General features: G+C 69.8%; 4 protein-coding genes. All 4 read left to right on the top strand.

Annotation, left to right across the window (positions count from 1 at the left end; all coding sequences use genetic code 11):
- Nucleotides 1-197 precede the first annotated feature (197 nt).
- Genes EEB19_RS01345 through EEB19_RS01330 form a run of 4 tightly spaced genes read left to right on the top strand, consistent with a single transcriptional unit; the run spans nucleotide 198 to nucleotide 25616 of the window.
- A complete protein-coding gene (locus EEB19_RS01345; RefSeq protein WP_187583063.1) occupies nucleotides 198-3326 on the top strand; it encodes a non-ribosomal peptide synthetase in 3129 nt (1042 codons plus the stop codon).
- Complete coding sequence (locus tag EEB19_RS01340; RefSeq protein WP_187582423.1) at nucleotides 3323-10975, top strand: non-ribosomal peptide synthetase; 7653 nt, start codon at nucleotides 3323-3325, stop codon at nucleotides 10973-10975. The genes EEB19_RS01345 and EEB19_RS01340 overlap by 4 nt, the downstream gene beginning before the upstream one ends.
- Nucleotides 10972-24276, top strand: a complete 13305-nt coding sequence (locus tag EEB19_RS01335; protein ID WP_262365360.1) for a non-ribosomal peptide synthetase — start codon at nucleotides 10972-10974, stop codon at nucleotides 24274-24276. Before EEB19_RS01340 ends, EEB19_RS01335 begins: the two co-directional genes overlap by 4 nt.
- Entirely contained in the window at nucleotides 24273-25616 is a 1344-nt protein-coding gene (locus EEB19_RS01330; protein WP_187582421.1) for an MFS transporter, read from the top strand. Before EEB19_RS01335 ends, EEB19_RS01330 begins: the two co-directional genes overlap by 4 nt.
- Nucleotides 25617-25623: the final 7 nt, after the last annotated feature.

Genomic DNA, 25623 nt, shown 5'->3' with positions numbered 1-25623 from the left:
GACGCTGACGGAGCACAGTAACCTTACTTAGCCTAACCTTGCTTTGCGACCGATGGTCGGGCAGCCCCCGCCCGTCGACCCGGGCCGCGCCGGATTCGGCCGGACCAACAAGGTTGGGTAGGCTAAGCTACCGTGCGCATCGTCCGTCGTGAACTCCCCAGCGATCTGTTTCGTCGTGTCGCGGGTTCGCGACCGTGATGCGGGCGTCTGCAGCGCAGCGCGGATTGTGGTTCGCCCAGTCGGTCCTGCCCACGTCGCCGGCCTTCACCGTCGGTCAGCTGCTCCGATTCGACATCGAGCCCGACCCGGCGCGACTCCTGGCCGCCGCCCGCCGTGTCGCCGACGAGTCCGACGGTCTCCGTAGTCGATTCCGCGCGGACGCCGACGGCGACGTCACCGTTCAGATCGGCGATGCGATCCCGGTGACCCGGCTCGAGATCCCGGCTGACGGTGACCCCGATGATGGTGTCGCCGATGATGGTGTCCCTGATGGCAGGGGCGAGGACGCACTGGACCGCCATGCTCGGGCCGCCGTCCGCTCGGTGATCGATCCCGCTGCCGGGCCGTGCGCCTCGATCACCGTGCTGACCTCCGGTGGCCGTACCGCGTTGCTGCTGATCGCGCATCACATCGTTCTCGACGCGTACGGTCTGGGCCTGATCGGCCGGCGCATCGCCGCGGTGTACGCCGACCCGGACGACGATCGTGTCCTGCGATCGATCACCACGCTGCCGGCCGACTTCGACGTCGCGCCGGATTCCGATCGCGACTTCTGGTCGTCCGAGTTGTCCGGTGTCACCGGACAACTCACACTCTCGAATCGCCCTCGCACGCATCGCCTGGCCGCCGCGGTCCACACCGTCCGCACCGTCGTTCCGCGCGCGGGTGCGATCACCCGCTCACCGGCCCGGCTCACTGCGGCGATCGCCGCCTTCTGTGCGAGGGAGGCCGAGACGCACGACGTCGTACTCGGTTTTCCGATGATGAACCGGCTCGGTTCGCCGGCGGCCAATGTCCCGTGCTCGACGGTGAACGTGATCCCGCTGCGCGTCGAGGTCCGGCACAGCGACACCGTCGGCGACATCTCCGATCGGGTGTCGGCCCGACTACGCACGGTCACCGGGCACGCGCGCTATCGCGGCGAGGACATCGTGCGCGACCTCCGGCACATCGGCGTCGACGGCGCGGTCGGACCGACGGTCAACATCAAGCCGTTCGGCTCCACGATCGGTTTCGGGTCGACGACGGCGCGGGTCATCTCCCTCGCCCGCGGTCCGGTGGTGGACATGTCCGTCACCGCCCTCGACCTGGGCGGTTCGGAGGCCGGGGATCTCGAGCTGGTCCTCGACGCGGATACCGCTCTGTACGACCGGGATCGGCTCGAGCAGATCGCCCGCGGGCTCGGTGACTTGGTCGCGATCGCGATGTCCGACGACGGGCGACCGATCGCGGCGATCGATGCCGACGGTCGCGACGCACGACGAATGGCGATCCGCGCGGCCGACGACCGGGCGCAGACCGCGATCGACCCGACTCCTCTCGTCGACCGGGTCCTCCGTCAGCCCGGACACCTCGGTGCCGTCGCCTGCGGAGAGGAACTCGTGACGTTCGCCGAGCTGCGACGGCGAGTCGACATCCTCGCCGAGCGACTCGGCCCGTGTGATGCCGAGGACGTGGTGGCGGTCGCACTCCCGCGCAGCGTCGACCTGATCGTGGCCCTGCTCGCCGTGTTGCGCCGTGGTGCAGCGTTTCTGCCGCTGGATCCAGGCTTCCCCGACGACCGCCTCCGGGCAACGCTCGACGACGCGCGGCCGGTGGCCACGATCGTGACCGGCGACGACGGCCCCACCATCCGGCGACATCGGGTCACGAACGAACACCGGCCCGGCGCACACCCCGTCCCGTCTGCACACTCGCCCGCCTACCTCATCTACACATCGGGGTCGACCGGTACACCGAAGGGTGTCGTCGTCGGCCACGGTGCCTTGCAGAACTTCACCGGGGCCATGATCCGCCGGCTGGATCTGCACATCGGCCGGACGATGCTCGCGGTGACGACCATCTCGTTCGACATCTCGATCCTGGAGACCCTCGTCCCGCTCGCCGCGGGGTCGTCGGTCGTCCTGGCGACGACCGAGGAGGTCCACGACCCTGCGCGCCTGGCCGCGCTCATCGGACGCCACGACGTCGACCTGATGCAGGCGACACCGTCACTCTGGTCCGCGGTCCTCGACAGCGGCCACGGCAGTGCGCTGACCGGCGTCGACGTCCTCGTCGGCGGCGAACAGCTCCCGCGCGCGGTGGCCGATGGTCTCGTCGCATGCGCGCGGTCCGTGCGCAACATGTACGGCCCGACGGAGACGACGATCTGGTCGACGACCGCTCCCGTCGACGCCGCCGGGATCCGGATCGGCGCACCCGTCGACAACACCGGCGTGCGGATTCTCGATGCCGCGTTGAATCCCGTGGCGCAGGGGCGGATCGGCGAGCTCTACCTCAGCGGCGACGGACTCGCCCGCGGCTATCGCGGACTCACCGCGCTGACGGCCCAGCGGTTCGTCGCTGATCCTTTCGGCCGACCGGGTGCACGGATGTATCGCACCGGCGACCTCGCGCGAACGGACGCCGACGGGACGCTGGAGTGCCTCGGTCGGATCGATCACCAGGTCAAGGTCCGGGGTTTCCGGATCGAACTCGGCGACATCGAAAGCACACTTGCCGATCATGTTTCGGTCGCACACGCGGTCGCCTCGACGATCGACGGACGGTTGATCGCGCACGTCGTCCCGGCCGACGACGCGACGGTCGATGTGTTCGCGCTCCTCGACCATGTGGCATCGCGGCTGCCCGACTACATGGTGCCCGCGGCAGTCGTCGTGGTGCCCGTCCTGCCCCTCACGCCCAACGGGAAGGTCGATCGCCGGGCTCTGCCCGCACCCGACTTCGCCGCCCGTGCCGGTCACGGCCGGGCGCCGCGTACGCCCGCCGAACATGCGTTGGCCGACGTGTACGCCGCGGTCCTGCGGCTCCCTCGCGTCGGGATCGACGAGAACTTCTTCCACCTGGGCGGTGACAGCATCAGCGCGGTACGACTCGTCGCCGGCGCGGCCCGCCGGGGACTGGGGATCACCGTTCTCGACGTCTTCGACGGTCCGACCGTCGCTGCGCTCGCGACCCGTGCGCGTCCGGTCGACGGTCCGGTCGCCGGTCCTGTCGCATCGGCCCCGGCCACCGTGGACCCGACCCCCGGCGTAAGCGACCGGATGACCACTGCGGGAATCGATTCCGATGAGATGGACGAACTGATGGACGGGAACCTGCTGTGAGTGCCGCGCGTGAGGGGGGCCTCGACGACATCCTGCCCCTGACGCCCCTGCAAGAGGCGATCGTCTATCACTCGACGCGACCCCGCGCGGTCGGCGAGACCGACCCCTACCTGATCCTGGCCGATCTCGACCTCGGACCCGCGGCCGGGCTCGACGCCGACGCCGTGCGCCGTGCGATCGACACCGTCGTCGGGCGCCACGCCTCCCTGAGGACCTCGTACACCCGTCGCCGCACCGGGCAGCCCGTCGCGCGGGTTCATGCCGAGGTCACGGTCCCGTTCGCTCACCTCGAGTTCGACGGTCCGTCGGACATCGCCGCGGTACACGCGGACCAACGGACGCAAGGGGTGTCCCTCACGTCGCCACCGCCGGTGCGGTTCGTCCTCGTGACGGAGCGGACGTCCGAGCGGCCATCCACCTCCACCCTGGTGATGGTCGCACACCACGTCGCCGTGGACGGGTGGTCGATCCATCGCGTCCTCGACGAGATCGTCGGCGTCCTCCGCGGCGTCGAACTGCCACCCGCGCAACCGATCAGCACATTCCTGGACTGGCTGACAGCACGTCCCACCGACACCGAGGTCTGGACCCGGGCCCTGGCCGACCTCCGTGGCCCCACCCGGGTGCCAACCGTCGACCGGCACACCGATCGACCGGTCTCGGGAGGACCACTGTCAGGCGGAGCCCTGTCGGACGATCCGGTCCGGTCACGATGGACCGACCATCGGCTCTCCACCGAACAGTCGTCGGCGCTGCGCGCTCTCGCCCACCGTTCCGGTGCGACGCTGAACACCCTGATCCAGGTGAGTTGGGCACTGGTCCTGGCCGATCTGACCGACAGCGACGACGTGGTCTTCGGCGCCGTGGTCTCCGGTCGTCATCCGGCGGTCCCGGGTGTGGACGAGATGGTCGGGATGCTCATCAACACCGTCCCGGTCCGCATCCGGCTGGACCCGACGGAGACACCGACCGGGCTGCTCACCCGCGTGCAGCGCGAGCAACTCGCGCTCCTCGATCATCACCACACACCGCTCGGCGACATCCAGTCGGCGATGGGTATGGGCGAATTGTTCGACTCCGTCGTGGTGTTCGAGAGTTTCCCGCGGGGCGGGGTCCGACCCGTCATCGATGACGAGAACTCGTATCCGGCAACCCTCATCGTCGAGGACGATCCGCAGGTCCGGGTGGTGTTCGAACGCCGCGGTGCCGACCCCCGGCTTCTCGATGCACTGGTCGCCCTGCTCCAGACGCTCGCCGACGGTGTCGACGTGCCGGTGGGTCGACTGCCCCGGGTCGACTCACACCGCGATGACCTCCACGCCGACGACGCGACCACGAAGCTCCCCGCCATCGGGCAGGATGATCCGGTACCGGCACTCCCCTTCCACCCGGTCGCCGAACAGATCGCCGAGACAGCCGCGCGGACCGGCCGGCGGCTCGCCGTGATCGCCGGTGACACCCGGCTCGGCTATCGCGAATTCGACGCCATGACAGCCCGATTCGCGGCCGCACTGCACCGTCGCGGTATTCGCGACGAGTCGGTGGTCGCGCTCGCCGTGCGTCGCAGCCCGGAGGCAGTGGCCATGCTGGTGGCCATCACGCGTGCCGGAGCCGCCTATCTGCCCATCGATCCCACGTATCCGGCCGACCGCGTCGCCGTCATGCTGGCCGATGCGAATCCGGACCTGCTCGTCGACGACGCCGCGCTCGCCGACATCGTCGCGGAGACGACCGCCGACACCTCGACTCTGCCCGTCGCCGCCGTCCACCCCGACGCCGCCGCCTACCTCGTCTACACCTCCGGCTCGACCGGCGTCCCCAAGGGTGTCGTCGGCACGGCCGGCGCCCTCGCGAACCGGATCGGCTGGGCCGCACGGCAGTGGGACGGCACCACCGTGCTCGCCAAGAGCTCGTTCGCGTTCATCGACGGCACCACCGAACTGTTCGGCGCACTCGCGGCCGGGGCGACGGTCGTCCTCGCCGACGACACGGCCGCGCGGGACGCCGGGCAGCTCGCGGAGCTCGCCGCCGCCTGTGGTGCCGACCAGATCACGGCGGTCCCCTCGCTCGCGCTCGCGATGGTCGATGCGGCCGAGGCGACCACGGGGCCATTGCGACCACACCGCTGGATCGTCTCCGGAGAACCGTTGCCGCCCTCCGTCATCGAGCGTTTGCACGCATCCGCGGACACGATCGTGAACTCGTATGGGTCCTCGGAGGTCGCGGGAGACGTGGCCACCGGTGTCGTCACCGGCCCGGTGCACATCGGCACGGCCGTACCCGGGGCCCGGTTGTGGGTGCTCGACCGCCGCCTGCGGCCGGTGCCGCCCGGTGTACCCGGGGAACTCTATGTCGCCGGTGTCCAACTCGCCCGCGGCTATCACCGTCGTCCGGATCAGACGGCCGCCCGATTCGTCGCGGCCGCGGACGGTTCCGGCGCACGCATGTATCGCTCCGGGGATCGCGCCGTCCTCGACGGAGACGGAACGCTGCGGCTGCTCGGCCGCAGCGACGACCAGGTGAAGATCCGCGGTCACCGCGTGGAACTCGGCGAGGTCGAGTCGGCGCTCGTCGCCGTCGACGGCGTCGATGCCGCCGTCGTCGTCGCGGGCAGGCCCGCGGACGGGCGAGGCGAGGGGGTCGTCCGGCTCGACGCCTACCTCACCGGCACCGCCGACATCCCCGACATCACCGACCGACTCCGCGAGCGTCTACCCGGCCACATGGTGCCGTCGACGTGGACTCGGCTCGACACCCTGCCGCTGACGCCCGGCGGAAAGATCGACCGCCGCAGGCTCCCCACACCCGACACCGTCCGCCGGACCGAACGACGGCTGCCCACGACCGATCTCGAACGTGACGTCGTCGGCATCGTGGCCGATGTCCTCGGCGTCCCGGAGCCCGGACTCGACGACGACTTCTTCGATCTCGGGGGTCACTCGTTGTCCGCGACCCGGGTGCTGACCCGCCTCCGGGTCGCCACCGGCGCCGTCCTCACGGTCGCCCAGGTTTTCGACCGTCCCGTGTTGTCACAACTCGTCGACCTCGTCGCCGATGCGACGGGCGCGGCGACAACGGCGACCACGACGACCGACAGTGCCTCGACACCGGACGAGCCGACCGTCCTCGATGTGCGACCTGATCCGCTGCCCCTCTCGCCGGCGCAGCGCAGGCTCTGGTTCCAGAGCGGGATCGACGACGCCGCCTACACCATTCCGTTTGCCGTCCGACTGACCGGCGAGCCGGATCGGGACCGGCTCGTGACGGCACTGCGTGGGATCGTGCGTCGTCACGAGGCGCTGCGGACCAGGATCGTCGACGGTGCCCAGATCGTCGATCCACCCTCGGCCGCAGACGATCTCGGACTCGGCGAGATCATGGTCGGCGAGATCGCCGGCGAACCCGACACGACTCCGGCGATCGACGCCCTCATCGCGCGACCGTTCGATCTGGCCGCCGACCTGCCCGTGCGTGCCGATCTGCTGCACACTGCGGCGTCGGAAGAGTCGGCGAACCCAGGACAGGCGACGTCGACCCTGCTGATCACCGTGCATCACATCGCCGCCGACGAGTGGTCGGCCGGTCGGCTCTTCGAGGAGCTCGCGGCGGGCTACAACGGCATCGAGGTGTCCCCACCGCCGATCCAGTTCGCCGATCACACCGTGTGGCAACTGCGCCGCCTCGGCAGCAGCGACGAACCCGGCTCACGCGCACGCTCGCAGCTGGAGTTCTGGCGCCGCGAGTTGGCCGGTGCGCCAGAGGAACTCGATCTCCCCGTGGACCGTCCGCGTGGCCATGACCGCGGTCATGGCGGTGACGAGGTCGTGCGCGTCGTCGGCGCCGACCGCCTGTCGAGGCTGCGCAGTCATGCACGGGGCGACGGCGTGACCATGTTCATGCTCACGCATGCCGCTGTCGCCGTGGCGCTCTCGGCATCCGGCGCCGGCCAGGACATCGTCGTCGGGACCCCTGTGGCCGGGCGTTCGGCCGCCGCCGCCGACCGGATGATCGGCATGTTCGTCAACACACTGACCCTGCGCACGGATCTGTCCGGCAACCCGGATCTCACCGGGGTCCTGGCGCGGGTGCGGTCCGCTGATCTCGCCGCCTACGATCATCAGGACGTGCCCTTCGACGAGGTCGTCACCGAACTCGCCCCGGACCGCTCCCTGGCACGTCATCCGTTGTTCCAGACGATGGTGCAGTACCGGGATCCCATCGTCGCGCCCCGGTTCGACGGTCTCGACGCCGTACCGCTCTTCGTGCCGACGACCACCTCGAAGTTCGACCTGACCTTCGAATTCGCGGAGCTCGCGGACGATTCCGGCATCCGGTTGCGTCTCGAATACGCCACCGACCTCTTCGATCGCCGTACCGCGGACGATCTCGCCGACCGTGTCCTCGCGGTCCTCGACCTGTTCGCCGGTGCTCCCGGCACGCGCCTGGCAGACCTGCGACTCGCCGGATCACGGAGTCTGCCCGCCACGCCCGTCGCGACGGCCGGCGGCGACCTGCGTCCCGGGCGCACGCACCGCAGCCTCGTCGACCTCGTGACCGCCACGTTCGCGCAGTTCGGTACACGAACGGCGGTCGTCGCGGGCGGCGACCGTCTCACCTATGACGAGATCGACAGGCGCAGTGCCGCACTGGCCTACCGAATGATCGCCGACGGCGTCGCGCCCGGCGACCTCGTCGCGCTCATGGTGCCCCGCTCGGCCGATCTGGTGATCGCCCTCCTGGCGATCCTGCGGGCCGGCGCCGCCTACGTGCCGATCGATCCCGACCACCCCGTCGACCGGGTCACCGGAATCCTCGAGGACGCACGCCCACGCCTGACCGTGGACGAGCGGTACCTCGCGGAAGCCGCCACCGACGGCACCGGGCCGGCGAGACTCCCGGACGTCGGCCCGGACCACCTCGCCTACGTCATCTTCACCTCCGGATCGACCGGACGTCCCAAGGGTGTCAGCGTGACCCACGGCAACGTCCTGGCCCTGCTCGACGCCACCGCCGGACTGTTCGACGTGACCGCCGACGACGTGTGGACGATGTTCCACTCGTACGCCTTCGACTTCTCGGTCTGGGAATTGTGGGGTCCGCTGTCGACGGGCGCGTGCATCGTGATCCCGGATCGGTCGGTGACACGGGCACCGGATGAGTTCGGCGCCCTGCTCGCGGCCGAACGTGTATCGGTGCTCAGCCAGACGCCGTCGGCGTTCTTCGCGCTCGACGCCGCCGACCGGACAGCCGGTGATGTCGACCTGTCCGCACTGCGGTATGTGATCTTCGGCGGCGAGGCCCTCGATCTGCGACGATTGCCCGAGTTCATGGCCCGCCACCCGCACGTGACGCCGGTGAACATGTACGGGATCACCGAGACCACCGTGCACGCCAGTCATCTCGTCGTCGACACCGAGAGCGCGCGCACGGCACCCGGCAGCGACATCGGTGCGTTGCTGCCCGGCTTCTCCGGTGAACTGCTCGACCAGTATCTGCGCCCGGTCCCTGACGGTGCGACCGGCGAGCTGTATCTCGCCGGTCCCCAGGTCGCGCGCGGATATCTGCATCGTCCGTCGCTCACGGCGTCCCGTTTCGTCGCGGATCCCGGCTCGCACGGTGGCCTCCGGTATCGCACCGGCGACCTGTTCCGCCGCACTGCCGACGGGCGGCTGCTCTACGAGGGCCGATCCGACACCCAGGTCAAGATCCGTGGCTTCCGGATCGAGCTCGGCGAGATCCGTTCTGCCCTCGCCGCTCTCGACGGCGTCGACGACGTCGCGGTGATCACGAGACCGGGGCCGGACGGCGCCGAACGGATACTCGCGTACATCGTGGGTGATGGCCTCGATCCCGCGACGGTCCGCGCCGCCTCGGCGGGCCGGCTGCCCGAGCACATGGTGCCGGCGGCGGTCGTCGTGCTCGACGCCATCCCGCTGACCGTGAACGGGAAGACCGACCCGTCGGCGCTGCCCGATCCCGACCTGAGCAGCGTCGGCGGACGCGCACCCACCAGCGAACTCGAACGCGCGCTCGCCGACGTCTTCGCCGACAGCCTCGGGATCGGGCGCGACGAGAACGGCGTCCCGGCGGTGTCCGTCGACGACGACTTCTTCGCACTCGGCGGCGACAGCATCGTCTCGACGACGATGGTCAATCGCGCCCGCAGGCGCGGACTGCAGCTGACGCCTCGAGACGTGTTCACCCACCGCACGATCGAAGGCCTCGCGGCCGTCACGCGGTGGATCGACAACGGCGCGGAGGGCGACACAGCCCGACAGGGACCCGATTCGGCCCGTCGCGACGCGGTGGCGGTACCCCTGCTTCCCGTCGTGCACCGGCTACGCGAGCTCGGGGGCCCGATCGCACGGTTCAATCAGTCGTTGGTCGTGGACACCCCCGTCGGTGCCGACCGCGCGTCGCTGCGAGCCGCGCTGCAGTCGATCATCGACAGCCACGAGGCGCTGCGGATGACGCTGACCGTCGTCGCCGGCGTCGTCTGGAGTCTTGAGGCCCGCCCGCCCGGCACAGTGGACGCCGCCGAGGTGCTCGAGGTGGTGCCGAGCGGCACGCACGACGATGTCACCACCGCGGTGCGGATCGAATCCGATCGCGCGGCGGGACGACTCGATCCGTCGACCGGCATCATGCTGGCGGCCACCTTCCTCGAACCACAAGCGGGTGATCGGGGGCGCCTCGTACTCGTCATCCACCATCTGGCCGTCGACGGGGTATCCCGCCGGATCCTGCTCGACGACCTGGCGTCGTTCCACGCCGACGCCGCGGCCGGACTCGCGCCTTCCCCCCTGCTCACCGGCACCCCTCTGCACGACGTCGCCGGCGCCGTCGCCGCGCGCGCCGAGGATCCGGCATTGCTCGGTGAGGCCGCGCACTGGGCCGGGGTCCTCGCCCCGGGGGCCGATCTGGAGCCCGGCGTGCCGCCGTCGGGTGGAAAGGTCGGAGACCAGCGCCGCCACGTCGTGACCCTCGACGCGGAGACGACCACCGCACTGATCGCCGACATCCCGGCACGACTGGGCGTGGGCATCACCTCGGTCTTCATCGGCGCGCTGCGCATGGCTGCGACTCAGGTGTTCGACACCGCAGATCTGTTGATCGACACCGAACGTCACGGTCGCGACACCGAGGGTGCGGGTCTCGGCGATCTCGATCTGTCCCACACGGTGGGATGGTTCACCACCGTTGCACCCCTGCGCCTGCCGGCGTGCCACGACCTGTCGACCGCAGTCGCCGACGCCGAACGATTGTGGAACGAGATGCCCTCGGCGGGTGCAGGTTTCGGGATTCTTCGCTACCTCAACCCACAATTGTCGACCGCGTTGGCGGGCCTGTCACGCGCATCGGTGTTGATCAACTATCTCGGCCGGTTCTCGGTCGGCGGCGGCGTCGACTGGCAGCCGGCGGCCGAGACGACGGCACTGGCCGCCACCCCCGACGACGACCTCGGTTGTGGGTACCCTCTCGAGATCGACATCGTGTGCCGCGATGAGGCCGACGGCCCGGTCCTGGCGGCCACCTTTGCCCACCTGCCCGAACACCTGAGCTCCGACTCCGTCCGTGCCCTCGCCGAGGCATGGCGCGCCGCGCTCGAATCCCTGTCGGCCCCGATCCATTCCGGAGCGCACGCGTGACCTCGACCTCCCTGCACACCCTGCCGACCCTCGCGGGCCAGCGCGACATCTATCTGGCGATGCAGGTGGCACCGGACCCCACCCTCTACAACACGGGTCTCTACGCGGAGGTCTCCGCCGACCTCGACCATGCCCGCCTGCAGACCTCGCTGGCGGCGGCGCTCGAGTCGGCAGAGGCGATGCGTGCGGTGTTCGTCGACGTCGGCGGCGAGCTGCGGCAGCGGCTGCTGCCCGCCGACCGGTGGACGCTGTCGTTCCTCGACCTGCGCGAGGGCGATGCCCACGCGTGGATGGCCGAGGACATGGCCAAGCCGATGGACATCCATGCCGGTCCCCTTTCCCAGTTCGCCATCCTGCGCGTCTCCGACGACGACATCGTCATCTACCTCAAGGTCCACCACCTCGTGTGTGACGGCGTCGGGCTGATCCATTTCCTGCAGGCCGTCCAGGAGTACTACGACGGCAAGCCCACCGCGCGGGCATGGGACGTGACGACGATCGCCGCCGCCGAGACCGACTACCGGTCGAGCGAGCGATTTCGCGACGACGAGAAGTACTGGATCGACCGGATGGGTGATCGCCCCGAGCCCGTCCGTCTGCTCGGCGCGGAACTCCCGCCGGGCAAGGGCCATGTCCACGCGCGGTTCGAGCTGCCGGTGTCCGACCTCGTGCCGCTGCGTGCGCTGGCCTCCGAGATCGGTGTGCGCCCCGCGGTGCTGATGATCGCCGCGGTCACCGCCTTCGCCCAGACCCGGACGGGGCGTGACGATCTCACTCTCGCTCTGCCCGTCACCGGGCGCCTCGACCGGGCGATGCGAACCGCTCCGTCCATGGTGACCAGCGTGCTGCCCTTGCGCGTCCGGGCGTACGGACGCGACAACCTCGCCGACGTCGCCCGCCGGGTCGATTCCACCCTGTTCTCGCTCATCGCCCACAGCCGGTTCCGTGGCGAGGACCTCGGTCGCGCACTGACCATCGCCGGCCGATCCGACGCAGCCGCCGGGACGGCCCCGTATCGGATGTTCGGACTCGGCGTGAACGTCATGTCGAACACGTCGCGGCAGATGATCGGTGGACATGTCCTCACCGCACACGCGCTGGCGTCCGGGCCGGTGTCGGATGTCGAGATCCAGATCCAGCTGCGCCGCAAGGACCGTCCTGCCGAGGTCGTGCTGCGGGGCGTCGAGTCGGTCGGACCCGAGGTGACCGCTCTCGCCCACGACCTCGCAGCATTCCTCCGGACGCTCGCCGCGCGACCGCGGGCGAGACTGCAGGTCCTCGGCGACGACACGACCGCCGACCATGACCGCGAGGACTGCGACGACGCCGCGGGTGGTCCGTCGGCCCTGACGCCGGCGTTGCATCGTCTCCGCGTGGCCGGTGTCGACCCCACCGGGTTGCCACCGCGCCTGCTGCACGCCCGGGCTGCACCGGGCACGCCGGTCGACGAGGTCCGATCGATCGTGGACGCCATCGTGGACCGGCATGGGGCACTGCGAACGACGCTCGAGCGTCCGGTCCCCGTCCTGTGGATGCTGTCCACTCTGTCTGCCGGACAGGCCCGGCCGGCCGTGAGCACGGACCCGCGCCCCGGTGCACCGCAGTCGGGGGCGATCTTCGAGCCGTCGACCGGCGAGCTCACCATCGCCGCCGACGCCGCGCTGATCGATCCTCACTCCGCCGAGGTGATCTCGTCGGATCTGCAGACCGCTCTGGACGATCTCGCCGTCGGCCGGCACATCGAGATCGAACCGACGCGGCGCACCCTCGCAGACGTCGCCGCCGATCTGAGCGCCACCGCGGCGGATCCGTCGTCGTTGCCGCGATGGCTCGAGATCCTCGCGCCCGGAGCCGAACTGCCGGTCCCGACGGAGGATCCCGGCACGGGCCGAATCTTCCATCGGGTGGACGTCGCGACGCCGCCCGACCATCGCCCGGGCCCGGCCGCACCCGCCGCGCTGGCACAGGTCGTCGTGCGCGCCCTCGCCGAGGTCTTCGGCGCTCGGATGCCCGACGAGTTGCTCGTCGATGTGGTCGTCGACCTCCGCCCGATCGGCGCCGAACGCACGACGGGTCCGCTGCAGGCCCTCTCGCCGGCGCGCCTTCGCACCGATGATCCCGTTCTCGAGGCGATCCCCGGTCCCGCGTTCGATGTGCTGCGGCATCTGTCGCCGCAGATCGGCGCAGCGATCACGGCCGCCACCGCGAGCGGGGACATCGTGGAACCATCTGTCCTCATCGGCGATCTCGGCCTGCCCACCGATCACGCCCTGACCGTGACGGTCGTCCGATCGGACAACGGATGGGCGGTCGACGTCGGCGTCGATCCGGCGCGGGTGGACGCCGCCGAGTCCGTCGCCGAGGCGATCGCCGCCGCGGTCGCGCTCGAGGCCGACACCCGGCTGGTGCCGGTGGACGAGCAGGCGATGACGGCACTGCGCGCCCGGTACGGCGACATCGACGACGTGTGGCCCCTGGCACCGTTGCAAGAGGGCCTCTACTACCAGGCCAGAGTCGACTCGGATGCGGACATCTACACCGCACAGTTCTGGTTGGACTTCGGCCATCGGATCGATGCCGACGCGCTCCGGGCGGCGGCGACCGAGTTGCAGCGCACCAATCCGGAACTGCGTGCGGCGTTCATCGAACACGACGGACGGCCGCTCCAGCTGATCATGACGACCGTCGAACCGGAACTCGCGATCATCGATCTCGCCGACACCGCTCCCGCGGTGTCGGACGGTCTCGCCATCGACGAGCGGATCGCGGCGGTCCTCGCCGCCGACCGCACCGTGCCCTTCGCGCTGGAGCGAGCACCGTTGTGGCGGATGACGCTGATCCGGCTGCCCGGGGGGCACGACAGGCTGGTCGTCAACCGCCGATTCCTGTTGTGGGACGGCTGGTCCGGCGGACTGTTCGTCTCGCGACTGCTCGCGCACCTGCACGGCACACCCGTGCCGGCGCGCGAGGCCTCGCTGCGCGACTACCTGGCGTGGATCGACCGCACCGACGACGCGGACTCCATCGCCGCCTGGCGCGATCATCTGGCCGGCTACGACGAGCCCGCACTCGTCGCCCCTCGCTCCGTCGGTCTCACCCCCCGCGCGCCACGGCGCATCGAGGTGGATCTCGGCGACGAGTTGTCCGCGCGCCTGCGCGACGACGCCCGCACGGCAGGCGTCACGCTCAACACGATCGTGTCGACGGCTTTGACACTGACCCTGTCCCGGGCGCTCGGCCGCACCGACGTCGCGTTCGGTTCCACCGTCGCCGGTCGACCGACGGAGGTCCCGGGAATCGACACGGTGATCGGCCTGTTCCTCAACACCGTGCCCGTCCGGACGGTGCTGCGGCCCGAGGAGATCGTCGGTGATCTCCTCCGTCGGTCCCAGGCCGACCGCGTCACCCTGATGTCTCACGACCACATCGGGCTGGCCCGGCTGCAACAGGAGACCGGCCACCCCGTGCTGTTCGACGTGCTGTACGTCCTGCAGAACTTCCGCACCGAAGAGGAGGAGCGGAACCAGTCGCAGCTGCACGGTCTCATCGGCGAGGGCAGCCTCGACCACACCCACTATCCCCTCGCACTCGTGGTCACCCCGGGGGTGTCGATCCGCTTCCGGCTGGAGTATCGCGACGACCTGATCAGCGACGACACGGCTGACGGTGTCGTACGCCGGTTTCGGCACCTCCTCGCCGACATCGGGCGACGGCTGACACAGCCGGTGGCGTCCCTGGACTCCGGTCTGCCCACGGATCTCCCCCTCGTCGGCCCGGTGCACACGCTCCCACGGACGACCGTGTCCGAGCTGCTCGCGCAACGCGCGGCACTCATCCCCGATGCCGACGCCCTCGTGTCCGACGAGCGTCGTCGCACCTATGCCGAACTCGAGTCCGATGTCGATCGCCTCGCCCACGTCCTGCACGACCACGGCGTCGGCGCCGAATCGATCGTGGCCCTGGCCATTCCGCGGAGCATCGAGACCGTCGTCGCATTGTTCGCGATCCTGCGCGCCGGCGGCGCCTACCTGCCGCTCGAGCTCGATCACCCTGACGACCGCCTGCACGCGATCATCGATGACGCCGCGCCGTCGCTGATCCTCACCCACTCGTCGGTCGCCGACCGCTTCCACGGTCGCGCGATCACCATCATGACGGTGGATGACCCGCCGGCACCGACCGGGCCGGAATGGACCGCGCCGCCGGTCGATCCGGACTCCCCGGCCTACGTCATCTACACGTCGGGGTCGACGGGCAGGCCCAAGGGCGTGATCACCCCGTATCGCGGACTGACGAACATGCAACTCAATCATCGGGAGAAGGTCTTCGAGCCCGCGATCGCGATGGCCCGGCGAGCCGGTGTCGACGGACGTCTTCGCATCGCGCACACCGTCTCCTTTGCCTTCGACATGTCGTGGGAGGAACTCCTCTGGCTCGTCGAGGGTCACGAGGTGCACGTCTGCGACGAGGATCTGCGACGGGACTCGGCAGCATTGGTCGCCTACTGTCTCGACCACCGGATCGACGTCATCAATGTCACCCCGACCTATGCGGCGCAACTGTTCGCCGACGGCCTGCTCGACGGCGAGCACGTCCCACCCCTGGTGTTGCTCGGGGGCGAGGCGGTGTCCGAACCGGTCTGGACCCGTCTGCGCGAACACCCACACACCTTCGGGTACAACCTGTACGGACCGACCGAGTACACCATCAACACTCTCGGCATCGGCACCGAGGAGTCCCCCTCGTCCTCGGTGGGGACACCCATCTGGAACACCACCGCGCACCTGCTCGATCCCTGGCTGCGGCCGGTACCGGCCGGGATCGCCGGCGAACTGTACATCAGCGGAGCGGGTTCGGCCCGCGGCTACCTCGGCAGGCCGGATCTCACTGCCGAACGGTTCGTCGCCGATCCGTTCGCCGTCGGCGGTCGTCTCTACCGCACCGGCGACCTCATGAAGGTCCGCGACGACGGCAATCTGGACTTCCTGGGCCGCACCGACGACCAGGTCAAGGTGCGGGGACACCGGGTCGAACTCGGCGAGATCGACGCGGCGCTGACCGCCTTTCCGGAGATCGCGTCCTCGGCGGTGGTGGCCACCGCGGATCCGTCCGCTCCGGACGTCAAACGTCTTGTCGCCTACGTCATCCCGACCGAATCGGGATCGACCCCGGACTTCGCCGACATCCGGCGCAGGCTCGCGACCCGACTCCCCGACTTCATGGTGCCGACGCTGTTCGCCGCCGTCGACGCGTTCCCGATGACGGTCAACGGCAAGCTCGACCTGGCTGCGCTGCCGCAGCCCGAACGCACCGGCACGCGCCGGGCTCCCGAGACCGACCTCGAGCGCCACCTGTGTGCGATCTTCGCCGACGTGCTCGGCATCGCCGAGCAGAAGGACGACGCCGGAACACCGGTCTGTGCCGTGGGCGTCGACGACGACTTCTTCGAACTCGGTGGACATTCGATGGCGGCGATGAAACTCGCGGCCGCGTTGCGCACCGAACTCGGCGCCGAGGTCGCCATCCGAGATCTCTTCGAGGCCCGGACCCCCGCCGAGTTGGCCCTGCGCGCGCGCATGACCGGTTCGGCCACCGACATCCAGGCCGGTCCGCGACCGGACCGGATTCCGTTGTCGCCCGCACAGGAGCGGCTGTGGGTGCTGCATGCACTGGACCCCGCCGACGTCTCCTATCACTACGGGCACGTGGTCCGGCTGCGGGCGGCCGTGGACGGTACGGCCCTGCGCACGGCGGTCCGCGACCTGCTGACCCGTCACGAGAGTCTGCGGACCGTCATCGACGAGAACGCCGCCGGTGAACCCGCGCAGCGTGTCCTCGCAGTCGAGGAGATCCCCGAGGTCGTCGAGTTCGGTGCGATCGACAGCGCCGCGTACGCGGACGAGCAGGCCGTCGTGGCCACGGTGACCGAGCGGGCACGCCGGACCCTCACCCGACCGTTCGATCTTCGGACGGAACCGCCGATCCGAATCCGCCTGGACGAGATCACCGGTGGACAAACCGATTTCGCGACCTGTGTGCTCACCATCGCACTGCATCACATCGCCACCGACGAATGGTCGGACCGTCCGCTGCTGACCGATCTGACGATCGCGTATGCGGCCCGGATCGCCGGGATGTCACCGGATTTCACACCGCTACGGGTGCAGTACGCCGACTACGCGATCTGGCAGCAACGGCGTGTTCTCGACCAGGGCGCCGCTCAACTGGACTTCTGGCAGGACACGCTGGCCGATCTGCCGGAGGAGCTCCTGCTGCCCCGCGACCGGCCCCGACCGGCCGGTTCCCCCGGCCCCGCGGCCACCGAGACGATCACCGTCGACGCGACGAGCCGGGCACGGCTGCACGAGATCGCCCGGTCCCGCCGGGCGAGCATGTTCATGCTCGTACAGGCAGCGGTCGCCACCATGCTCCACCGTGCCGGCGCCGGCGACGACATCCCGCTGGGCACACCGGTGTCCGGCCGGACGGATCCGGCTCTCGACGATCTCGTCGGGTTCTTCGTCGGCACCCAGGTGCTGCGGACCGACGTCGGTGGCCGCCCGCGGTTCGACGAACTCCTCGATCGCGTCCGGACACTGGATCTGGCGGCGTTCGACCACGCCGACGTCCCGTTCCAGCAGATCGTCGAACGGCTGGCCCCCGAACGGGTACGAGCACGCAACCCGCTGTTCCAGGTCACTGTCGGATACCTTCCGCTCGACGCCGTCCCGGGCGAATTCCTCGGCGCACCGGCCACATTCGAGCCTCTCGCGGCAGCGCAGGCGAAGTTCGACCTCGCCTTCACCTTTGTCGACATCACGGCCACCGGCGAACTGACCATCGGTCTCGAATACGCCACCGACATGTTCGACGCCGGCACCGCCCGCTCGATGCTCGATCAGCTTCGTCGCGTGCTCAGCGCGGTGGCGCTCGACCCTCAGGTCCGCGTCGACACCATCACCATGCTCGACGACGCGGAACTCGACGCCGTGCGCGTGGGCGAACGCGGACCGGAGCAGACGGATGCTGCCCCCGGTACCACCCTCGTCGATCTGCTCCGCGACGCCGCGTCGACACACCACGATCAGATCGCCCTGCGCGACACCACAGGTCGCTCACTGAGCTACGGTGCCCTCGAGCGGGCAGCGACCAGCGTCGCGTCCACGCTGCGTGACCACGGTATCGGACCCGATGACATCGTCGCCGTCGTCATGGATCGCAGCGTCGGTCAACTGGTGGCGCTGCAGGGGGTCCTGTACAGCGGGGCCGCCTACCTACCCGTCGACACCGATCTCCCCGCCGATCGGATCGCGCTCATGATCGACGACAGCCGGCCGGCCGCCATCATCGGCGACATGTCGGCGACGGCGCTGTCGGTGCCCGCGGACGTCCCGACGATCACGCTGAGCGACGACGTCGTCACCGAACTGTCGTCGGCCCCCGATCCGGTCGTCGGCACGGGCGCCGATCCCCATTCCGACGGCCCGACGCCCGACAACGCGGCCTACGTCATCTACACATCGGGATCGACCGGGCGGCCCAAGGGCGTCGTCGTCAGTCATCGCAACGTCGTCAACGTGCTGCGCTGGCGGCGGGAGACCATGCCGGGCGGTACCCCCGGGCCCGGAGACACGATCCTGGTCAAGACTCCGGTGGGCTTCGACGGAGCCGTGTGGGAACTGTTGCTGCCGTTCGTCTGTGGCGCCTCCGGACTCGTCGCCGAGCCCGGCGCCCAGCGTGACCCCCGACGCCAGGCGGAGATCATCGCCGCACACGACGTGACGACAGCCGTGTTCGTGCCCTCCCTCCTGGAGGAGTTCGTCCCGCATCTGGGCTCCGTACCCGGCCTGCGACAGATCATCGCCGGTGGTGAGGCCCTGACCACCGATCTCGCAGACCGCGTCCGGGCCGGATCGCCGGACCTGCATCTGATCAATGCCTACGGCCCCACGGAGACCACCGTGGTCGTCACCGACCACACCGCACAGCCGTCGACCACCACGCGAACGGTCCCGATCGGACGCCCGATCGCCGGGACCGACCTGCTGGTCCTCGACACCTCTCTGAGACGAGTGTCCGACGGGACCGTCGGCGAACTCCATGTGCGTGGGACATCCCTCGCCCGTGGATATCTCGCGCGCCCCGGACTCACCGCGTCGGCCTTCATCGCCGACCCGACCGGAGAGATCCCCGGCGCACGGGTCTATCGCACCGGCGACCTGGTGCGGCGACGCGACGGACTGCTCGAGTACGTCGGACGATCGGACGCCCAGGTCAAGGTGCGCGGCAACCGGGTCGAGCTCGGCGAGATCGAGACGGCCATCCGGACGCTGCCCGGTGTGTCCGGCGCCGCGGTGGCCGTCGACGGCGACCGGCTCGTCGCCTGGGTCGCCGCGGAGCCGACCGTCGCCGCCACGTACGACGAACTCGCCGAGGCCATCGCGACCGGTCTGAGCGCGACACTTCCCGCCTACATGATCCCGGCGCCCATCGTGGTGCTGGACGCGTTGCCGCTCAACCACACCGGCAAGCTCGACCGCCGAGCCCTGCCGATGCCCGCCCGGGGTTCTGACGGCGGTGTGTCGCCGCGGACCACTCTCGAGTCGGACCTCGCCGAGATCTTCGGTGTCGCGCTCGGAGCACCGGTGCTCGATGTGGACGCGAACTTCTTCTCACTGGGCGGACACTCGCTGCTCGCGATCAAGGTCGCCAACCTCGTGCGCGCGACCCTCGGCTACGACATCGGTGTGCGCGTCCTGTTCGACCATCCGACCGTCGCAGGGCTCGCGGATCACCTCGAATCAGGCGATCATGCGATCGAACCCACCGACGTCGTCGAACTGCTTCGCCGGCCCGACGACACCGGCGTCCTGTCGTTCGGGCAGGAACAGATGCTCACCCTGCACGCGGTGTCGGGGCCGTCGGCGACCTACAACGTGCCGATGCTGTGGCGTCCGGGCGGACCCACGGGTACGGCGCAGATCGATCGCGACGTCTTGCGTGCGGCGGTCGCCGATGTCGTCGGCCGACACGCGATACTGCGGACCCGATATCCCGACGGCGTCCCGGAGATCGTCGACCGGCCGCAGGTGGTCGTCGTCGACGCCGCCGACGGCGAGGAACTGTTCGCCGGCGCCGGCCACGCCTTCGACCTCGCCACGGAGATCCCGATCCGTGTCACGGCAACCGAGGACGTCGCGGTGGTGACCATCCATCACATCGCGACCGATGAGTGGTCGGCGGCACCATTGCGCGCCGACCTCGAGATCGCCTATGCCGCTCGACTGTCCGGTCGTGAACCGCAGTGGGACGCCTTGCCGCTGCAGTACTCGGATTTTGCGGCCTGGCAGCGGGAGGTCGTTGCCGGAGACCGGCGTGAGCGTCAGCTCGCCTACTGGCGCGACGAACTGACCGGGATACCCGACGAGCTCACACTCCCGTACGACCGTCCTCGTCCACCCCGCCCGACCGGTCGCGGTGACGGTGTCTTCGTGCTTCTCGAGCCCGAGCTGGGACGACGTCTGCGGGTCCTGGCGGATGATTCGGGAACCTCGATGTTCATGCTGATGCAGGCGGCGGTGGCGCTCCTGCTGTCGCGGCTGGGCGGCGGATCGGACATCCCGCTCGGCACGCCGGTGACGATCCGCACCGATCCCCGGCTCGACCGCCTCGTCGGCTTCTTCCTGAACACCCTGGTGCTGCGCACCGATGTGTCGGGCAACCCGACCCCTCGCGAACTCCTGGCTCGCGTCCGTGCCACCGATCTCGCGGCATTCGACCATCGGGACATCCCGTTCGAGCAGGTCGTGGAGACGGTGTCGGTCTCGCGGTCCGCGGCGCTCAACCCGCTGTTCCAGACCATGGTCGTCTACGTCGACGGGCGGCTGCCCGATCTCGACTCCACCGACGGCGGACCCGGACGGCCGACGACCGCCAAGTTCGACCTGTCGTTCGACTTCACCGAGGACAACACGACCGGCGCCACACGGATCGGTGGTGTGATCGAGTACAGCACCGATCTGTTCAACCGTCCCACCGTCGAGGCCATGGCGCAGCGGCTCGTCACGATCCTGGAGTTCATGGCGGGCCGGCCCGACGCAGCGCTCCGCGAGCTCGATGTACGGACTCCGGACGAACGCCGGATCCGGTTCCGGCCCGGCTCGGAACCGGCCACCTTCGGGGATCTCTTCGATGCAGTGGTCGCACGGGACGCCGATGCCCCGGCGTTGCGCGGTCCCGACGGCACCCGCACCTTCGGTGAGCTCGATACCCGGGTCCGCGGTGTCGCGGCACGTCTCGTCGAGGCCGGGGTCGGTCCCGAGGATGTGGTCGTCGTCCAGCTCCCCCGTTCGGTCGCTGCGCTCGAGACCATCTTCGCGGTGTTGTACTCCGGGGCCGCCTATCTGCCGATCGAACCGGATTCACCGGCCGAGCGGGTGACGTCGATGCTGAGCGCTGCGCGTCCCCGCCTCGTCCTCGACTCGCCGGACGATCCGCTGCTCGCACCCGTCGACACCCCCGTGCCCCCGATCCGACGTGTCCGCACCCTGCGTCCCGACCATCCCGCCTACGTGATCTTCACGTCTGGCTCCACCGGCGTACCCAAGGGTGTCGTCGTCCCGCATCGCGGACTGTCGAATCTGTTCGCGAGTCACCGGCGGATGCTGCACGAGCCGACGAAGGCCCGCACGGGACGCGACCGCCTTCGCATCGGTCATGCCTGGTCCCTGGCGTTCGACGCCTCGTGGCAACCCCAGCTGTGGCTGCTCGACGGTCATGAGGTGAGCATCGTCGATGACGACACACAGCGCGATGCCCAGGCGCTGGCCGCCCAGTTGCTCTCGGAGGCATGGGATTTCCTCGAGTTGACGCCGTCGCACCTGCGCCGGCTCGACGGGGCCGAACGCTCGATGGCGGCCATCGGTTTCGGTGGCGAGGCCGTCCCCGATGCCCAGTGGCGGGAGTTCCGGTCGCTCACCGACTCCGAGGCCTACAACCTGTACGGGCCCACGGAGGCCACGGTCGACGCCCTGGTCGCCCGTGCGTCCGACGCCGAGCGTCCCGTCATCGGCTCACCGGTGGACGGCGCCCGGGCGTACGTGCTCGACGCTGCGCTACTGCCCGTGCCCGACGGCGTCGACGGCGAGTTGTACCTGTCCGGGGCCGGACTCGCGCGCGGTTATCTCGGTCGAGGCGACCTGACCTCGGAACGCTTTGTCGCAGATCCGTTCTCGGCAGACGGTTCACGCATGTACCGAACCGGCGACACCGTACGGCGGCACGGCGACGGCAACCTCGAGTACCGCGGGCGCGGCGACGATCAGGTGAAGATCCGTGGTTTCCGAGTCGAACTCGGGGAGGTCGAGGCCGCGCTCGCAGCCGTGCCCGGGGTGCACACCGCACTCGCCGTGGCGAAGTCCGGACGACTGGTCGGCTACGTCGTCGGTCATGCCGTGACCGATGCTGTCGACCCCGGTTCCGCTGAGCGACCCGAAGCTTCTGCGGTGCGCGCCGCGGTCCGCGGTGCGCTGCCGGACTACATGGTGCCGTCGGTGGTGGTGGTGCTCGAGGAGTTCCCCACACTCGCCAACGGCAAGATAGACCGACGCGCACTTCCCGAACCCGGATTCGAGAGCTCTGTACGCACGGTGGAAACGACTGTGCAGCAGCAGATCTGCCATGCGATCGCAGACGTCCTCGGCCTACCGCGCGAGCGGGTCGGACTCGACGAGGATTTCGGTGAGCTCGGCGGTGACAGCATCGTGGCGATGCAGCTCGTGGCGCGGTTGCGCGCCGAGGGGTTCGTGGTGTCGCCACGCGACGTCATGACCGGCCGGACCGCAGGCGAACTGGCGCAGACACTCGACAGTCCGTCCGACGCCGCCGCGACGCCTGCCCTGCCGGAGATCTCCTCGGGTGCGGTCCCCGCCACGCCCATCGTCCGGTGGCTCGAGGAGCTCGTCCGCCACGCGGGGGCGGGCACCGAGGGCACCGCGGTCCACGGGGGCAGACCGGTCGATCTCATCCGCGGTTTCCACCAGTCGGCCCTGCTCACCGTGCCCGCCGACCTCGACCTGGAGGTGTTGCGGGCGACACTGGCGAAGCTCGTTGCCCGCCACCACATGTTGCGGGCGAGGCTCGTCGCCGACGACGGACCGTGGCGCTTCGAGGTACCGGAATCCGTGGCCGGGGCCCTCCTGATCCGTGAGACCGACGACGACATCACCGCCGTCGCACGACGCGCCCGCGCGCGCCTGGATCCGGAGGCCGGCGTGATGGCATCGGTGGTCTGGGTCGACCGCGGCCGGGAGGAACCCGGGCGTCTGTTGGTGGTCGTGCATCACCTCGTCGTCGACGGCGTCTCCTGGCGCACGCTCGTACCGGAGCTGGTGGCGATCTACAGCCAGCTGCGCGATGGGACCGACCAGGTCTCGCTGCCCGTCGCGCCCACCGCATTCGCGTCGTGGGCACGCGCACTGGTCGCGCTCGATCGGTCGGCGGAACTGCCCATGTGGCAGGACCTGCTGGGCGAGGCGGCACAGTCGGCCGACGCACTGTTCACCCGGCCGCTCGACCCCGCGGTCGACCTGCAGGGTACGGCGCAGCGGCATCGGGTCGAGATCGACGTCGAGGTCGCCGAGCGTCTTCTCGGACCGGTGCCGGCGGCCCTCGACGCCGCCGTCGACGATGTGCTGCTCGGTGCGTTCGGCGTCGCCGCCGGCGTTCCGACGCTCGTCGACCTCGAAGGGCACGGCCGCGAGGAGCATCTCGTGCCCGGCGCCGACCTGAACGGCACGGTCGGATGGTTCACCGCCGTGCACCCCGTGCGGGTCGGTGACGGTGGATCGCCCCGGGAACAGGTACGGGCCCTCACCGCACAGCGTGGCGGCCTGCCCGACGGCGGCATCGGCTACGGCCTGCTGCGGTATCTCGATCAGCAGGAGCTGCCCGGCGCGGCCATCGAGTTCAACTATCTGGGCCGGTACCGTTCCTTCGGGTTCGGCGACTGGGGCATGGCACCGGAATCGGCCGAGATCGGACCGGACGAGGCCATGCCCGCCGGCCACGGGCTCGTCGTCGACGTGACCACACTCGACGGCACCGACGGCACCCGGATGCAGGCGAGCTGGACCTACCAGCCCGGCCTCATCACACACGAGACGGTCGTCGCGCTCGCCGACCGGTGGGTCGCGGTACTCCGTGACCTCGCCGACGGCGACGCCGATGGCAGCGAACAGTCGGCCGGCACCGAGCCGAACGCCGGCACCGACTCCGGACAGCTGGGAGGCATCACCCCTTGAGCACGGCACGTTCCCTACTCATCGACATCTCACCACTTCGCGAGAGCGCCCCGTTCCGGCGGATCTTCGTCGCGCGACTCATCTCGCTGATCGGTATCGGTCTGCTGCTTGTGTCGGTGCCGGTGCAGATGTACGACCTGACGAAGTCGTCGGCACAGGTCGGTGCGGCCACCGCGGTCACCGGTATCACGACTTTCGTCGGGATGCTGGTGGGCGGATCGCTCGCCGACAGGTTCGACCGCAAACGGCTGATCCTGATCGGTCGATCCGGGGCGGCACTCTCGTTCGCGGGTCTGGCGATCAACGCGTTCGGTCTGATCGCCGGGACGCCGTCGGTCGCGGTCCTCTACGGTCTGGCCGGGATCGACGGACTGATCGGCGCGTTGTCGACCTCGGCGTTGATGGCAGCCGTACCGACCCTCATCCCCCGCGATCAGTTGGTGGCCGTCGGTGCGTTGAGTGCATTGACCGTGCGGATCGGCTCCGCCGTGTCGCCCGGTATCGCCGGCTTCATCATCGCGGGCGCCGGCGTCGAATGGGCCTATGTGATCGCCGCATGCCTGGCGACCACCACCGTCCTGATCCTGATCGGCCTGCCGTCGATGCCGCCGACCGCCCCGGTGGTCGGCCACACCCCGCCGAAGCCGACCGGTACGGAAGCCACCACGCCGCAGGCGACGACATCCCCACCGCAGGCAGGAAGATCCGCAGCACCGCAGGCGAAGACATCCCTGGTGCGGTTCATCGTCGAACAACGAGTCGTCGCCGGCGTGATGATCGTGGGCGTGCTCGCCATGTTGGGAGCGGGTATCGTCGCGCTGCTCCCCGCCCTGGTTGCCGAACGTTTCGACAGTGACGCGCGCGCCACCGGCCTCCTCTACGCGGCCGTCGCGGCAGGCGCCATGGTCGCTGCGCTGACCAGCGGCTGGCTGTCGGCGATACAGCGACCCGGCGTTGTCCTCGTGAGCGCGCTGACGCTGACCTTCGTGGTCCAGATCCTCTTCGGTCTCGCGCCGATCATCTGGCTGGCGCTGGCGCTGCTGGTGGTCATCGGGTTCATCGAGGCGATCCAGGAAGTACTGCGTTACGCCATCATCCAGCACCACACCCCCGGTCCCCTGCTCGGCCGGGTCAACGGGATCTGGATGGCCCAGGAAGTCGGGGGTGTCACCGTGGGCGCCGTCGTCGCCGGCGCATTCGGCACGATCTGGGTCGCGTCCGATGCGATCGTCTACTACGGCATCGTCATGGTGGTGCTGTCGGGGATCGCCGCTCTCACGCTGCGCTCACTGACCGCGGTCCGGAAAGAGCCCGCGGCGCAGGAGACGTCGGTGCGGTGAGTCCCGG

The organism is Gordonia sp. OPL2 (assembly GCF_003797825.1).
GTDB lineage: Bacteria > Actinomycetota > Actinomycetes > Mycobacteriales > Mycobacteriaceae > Gordonia.
Note: the sequence above shows the minus strand (reverse complement) of the source record. Positions and strands in the feature narration are given on the sequence as shown.

Coding starts and splice junctions, on each gene's coding strand:
- EEB19_RS01345 (WP_187583063.1), top strand. CDS start 198: ATGCGGGCGTCTGCAGCGCAGCGCGGATTGTGGTTCGCCCAGTCGGTC.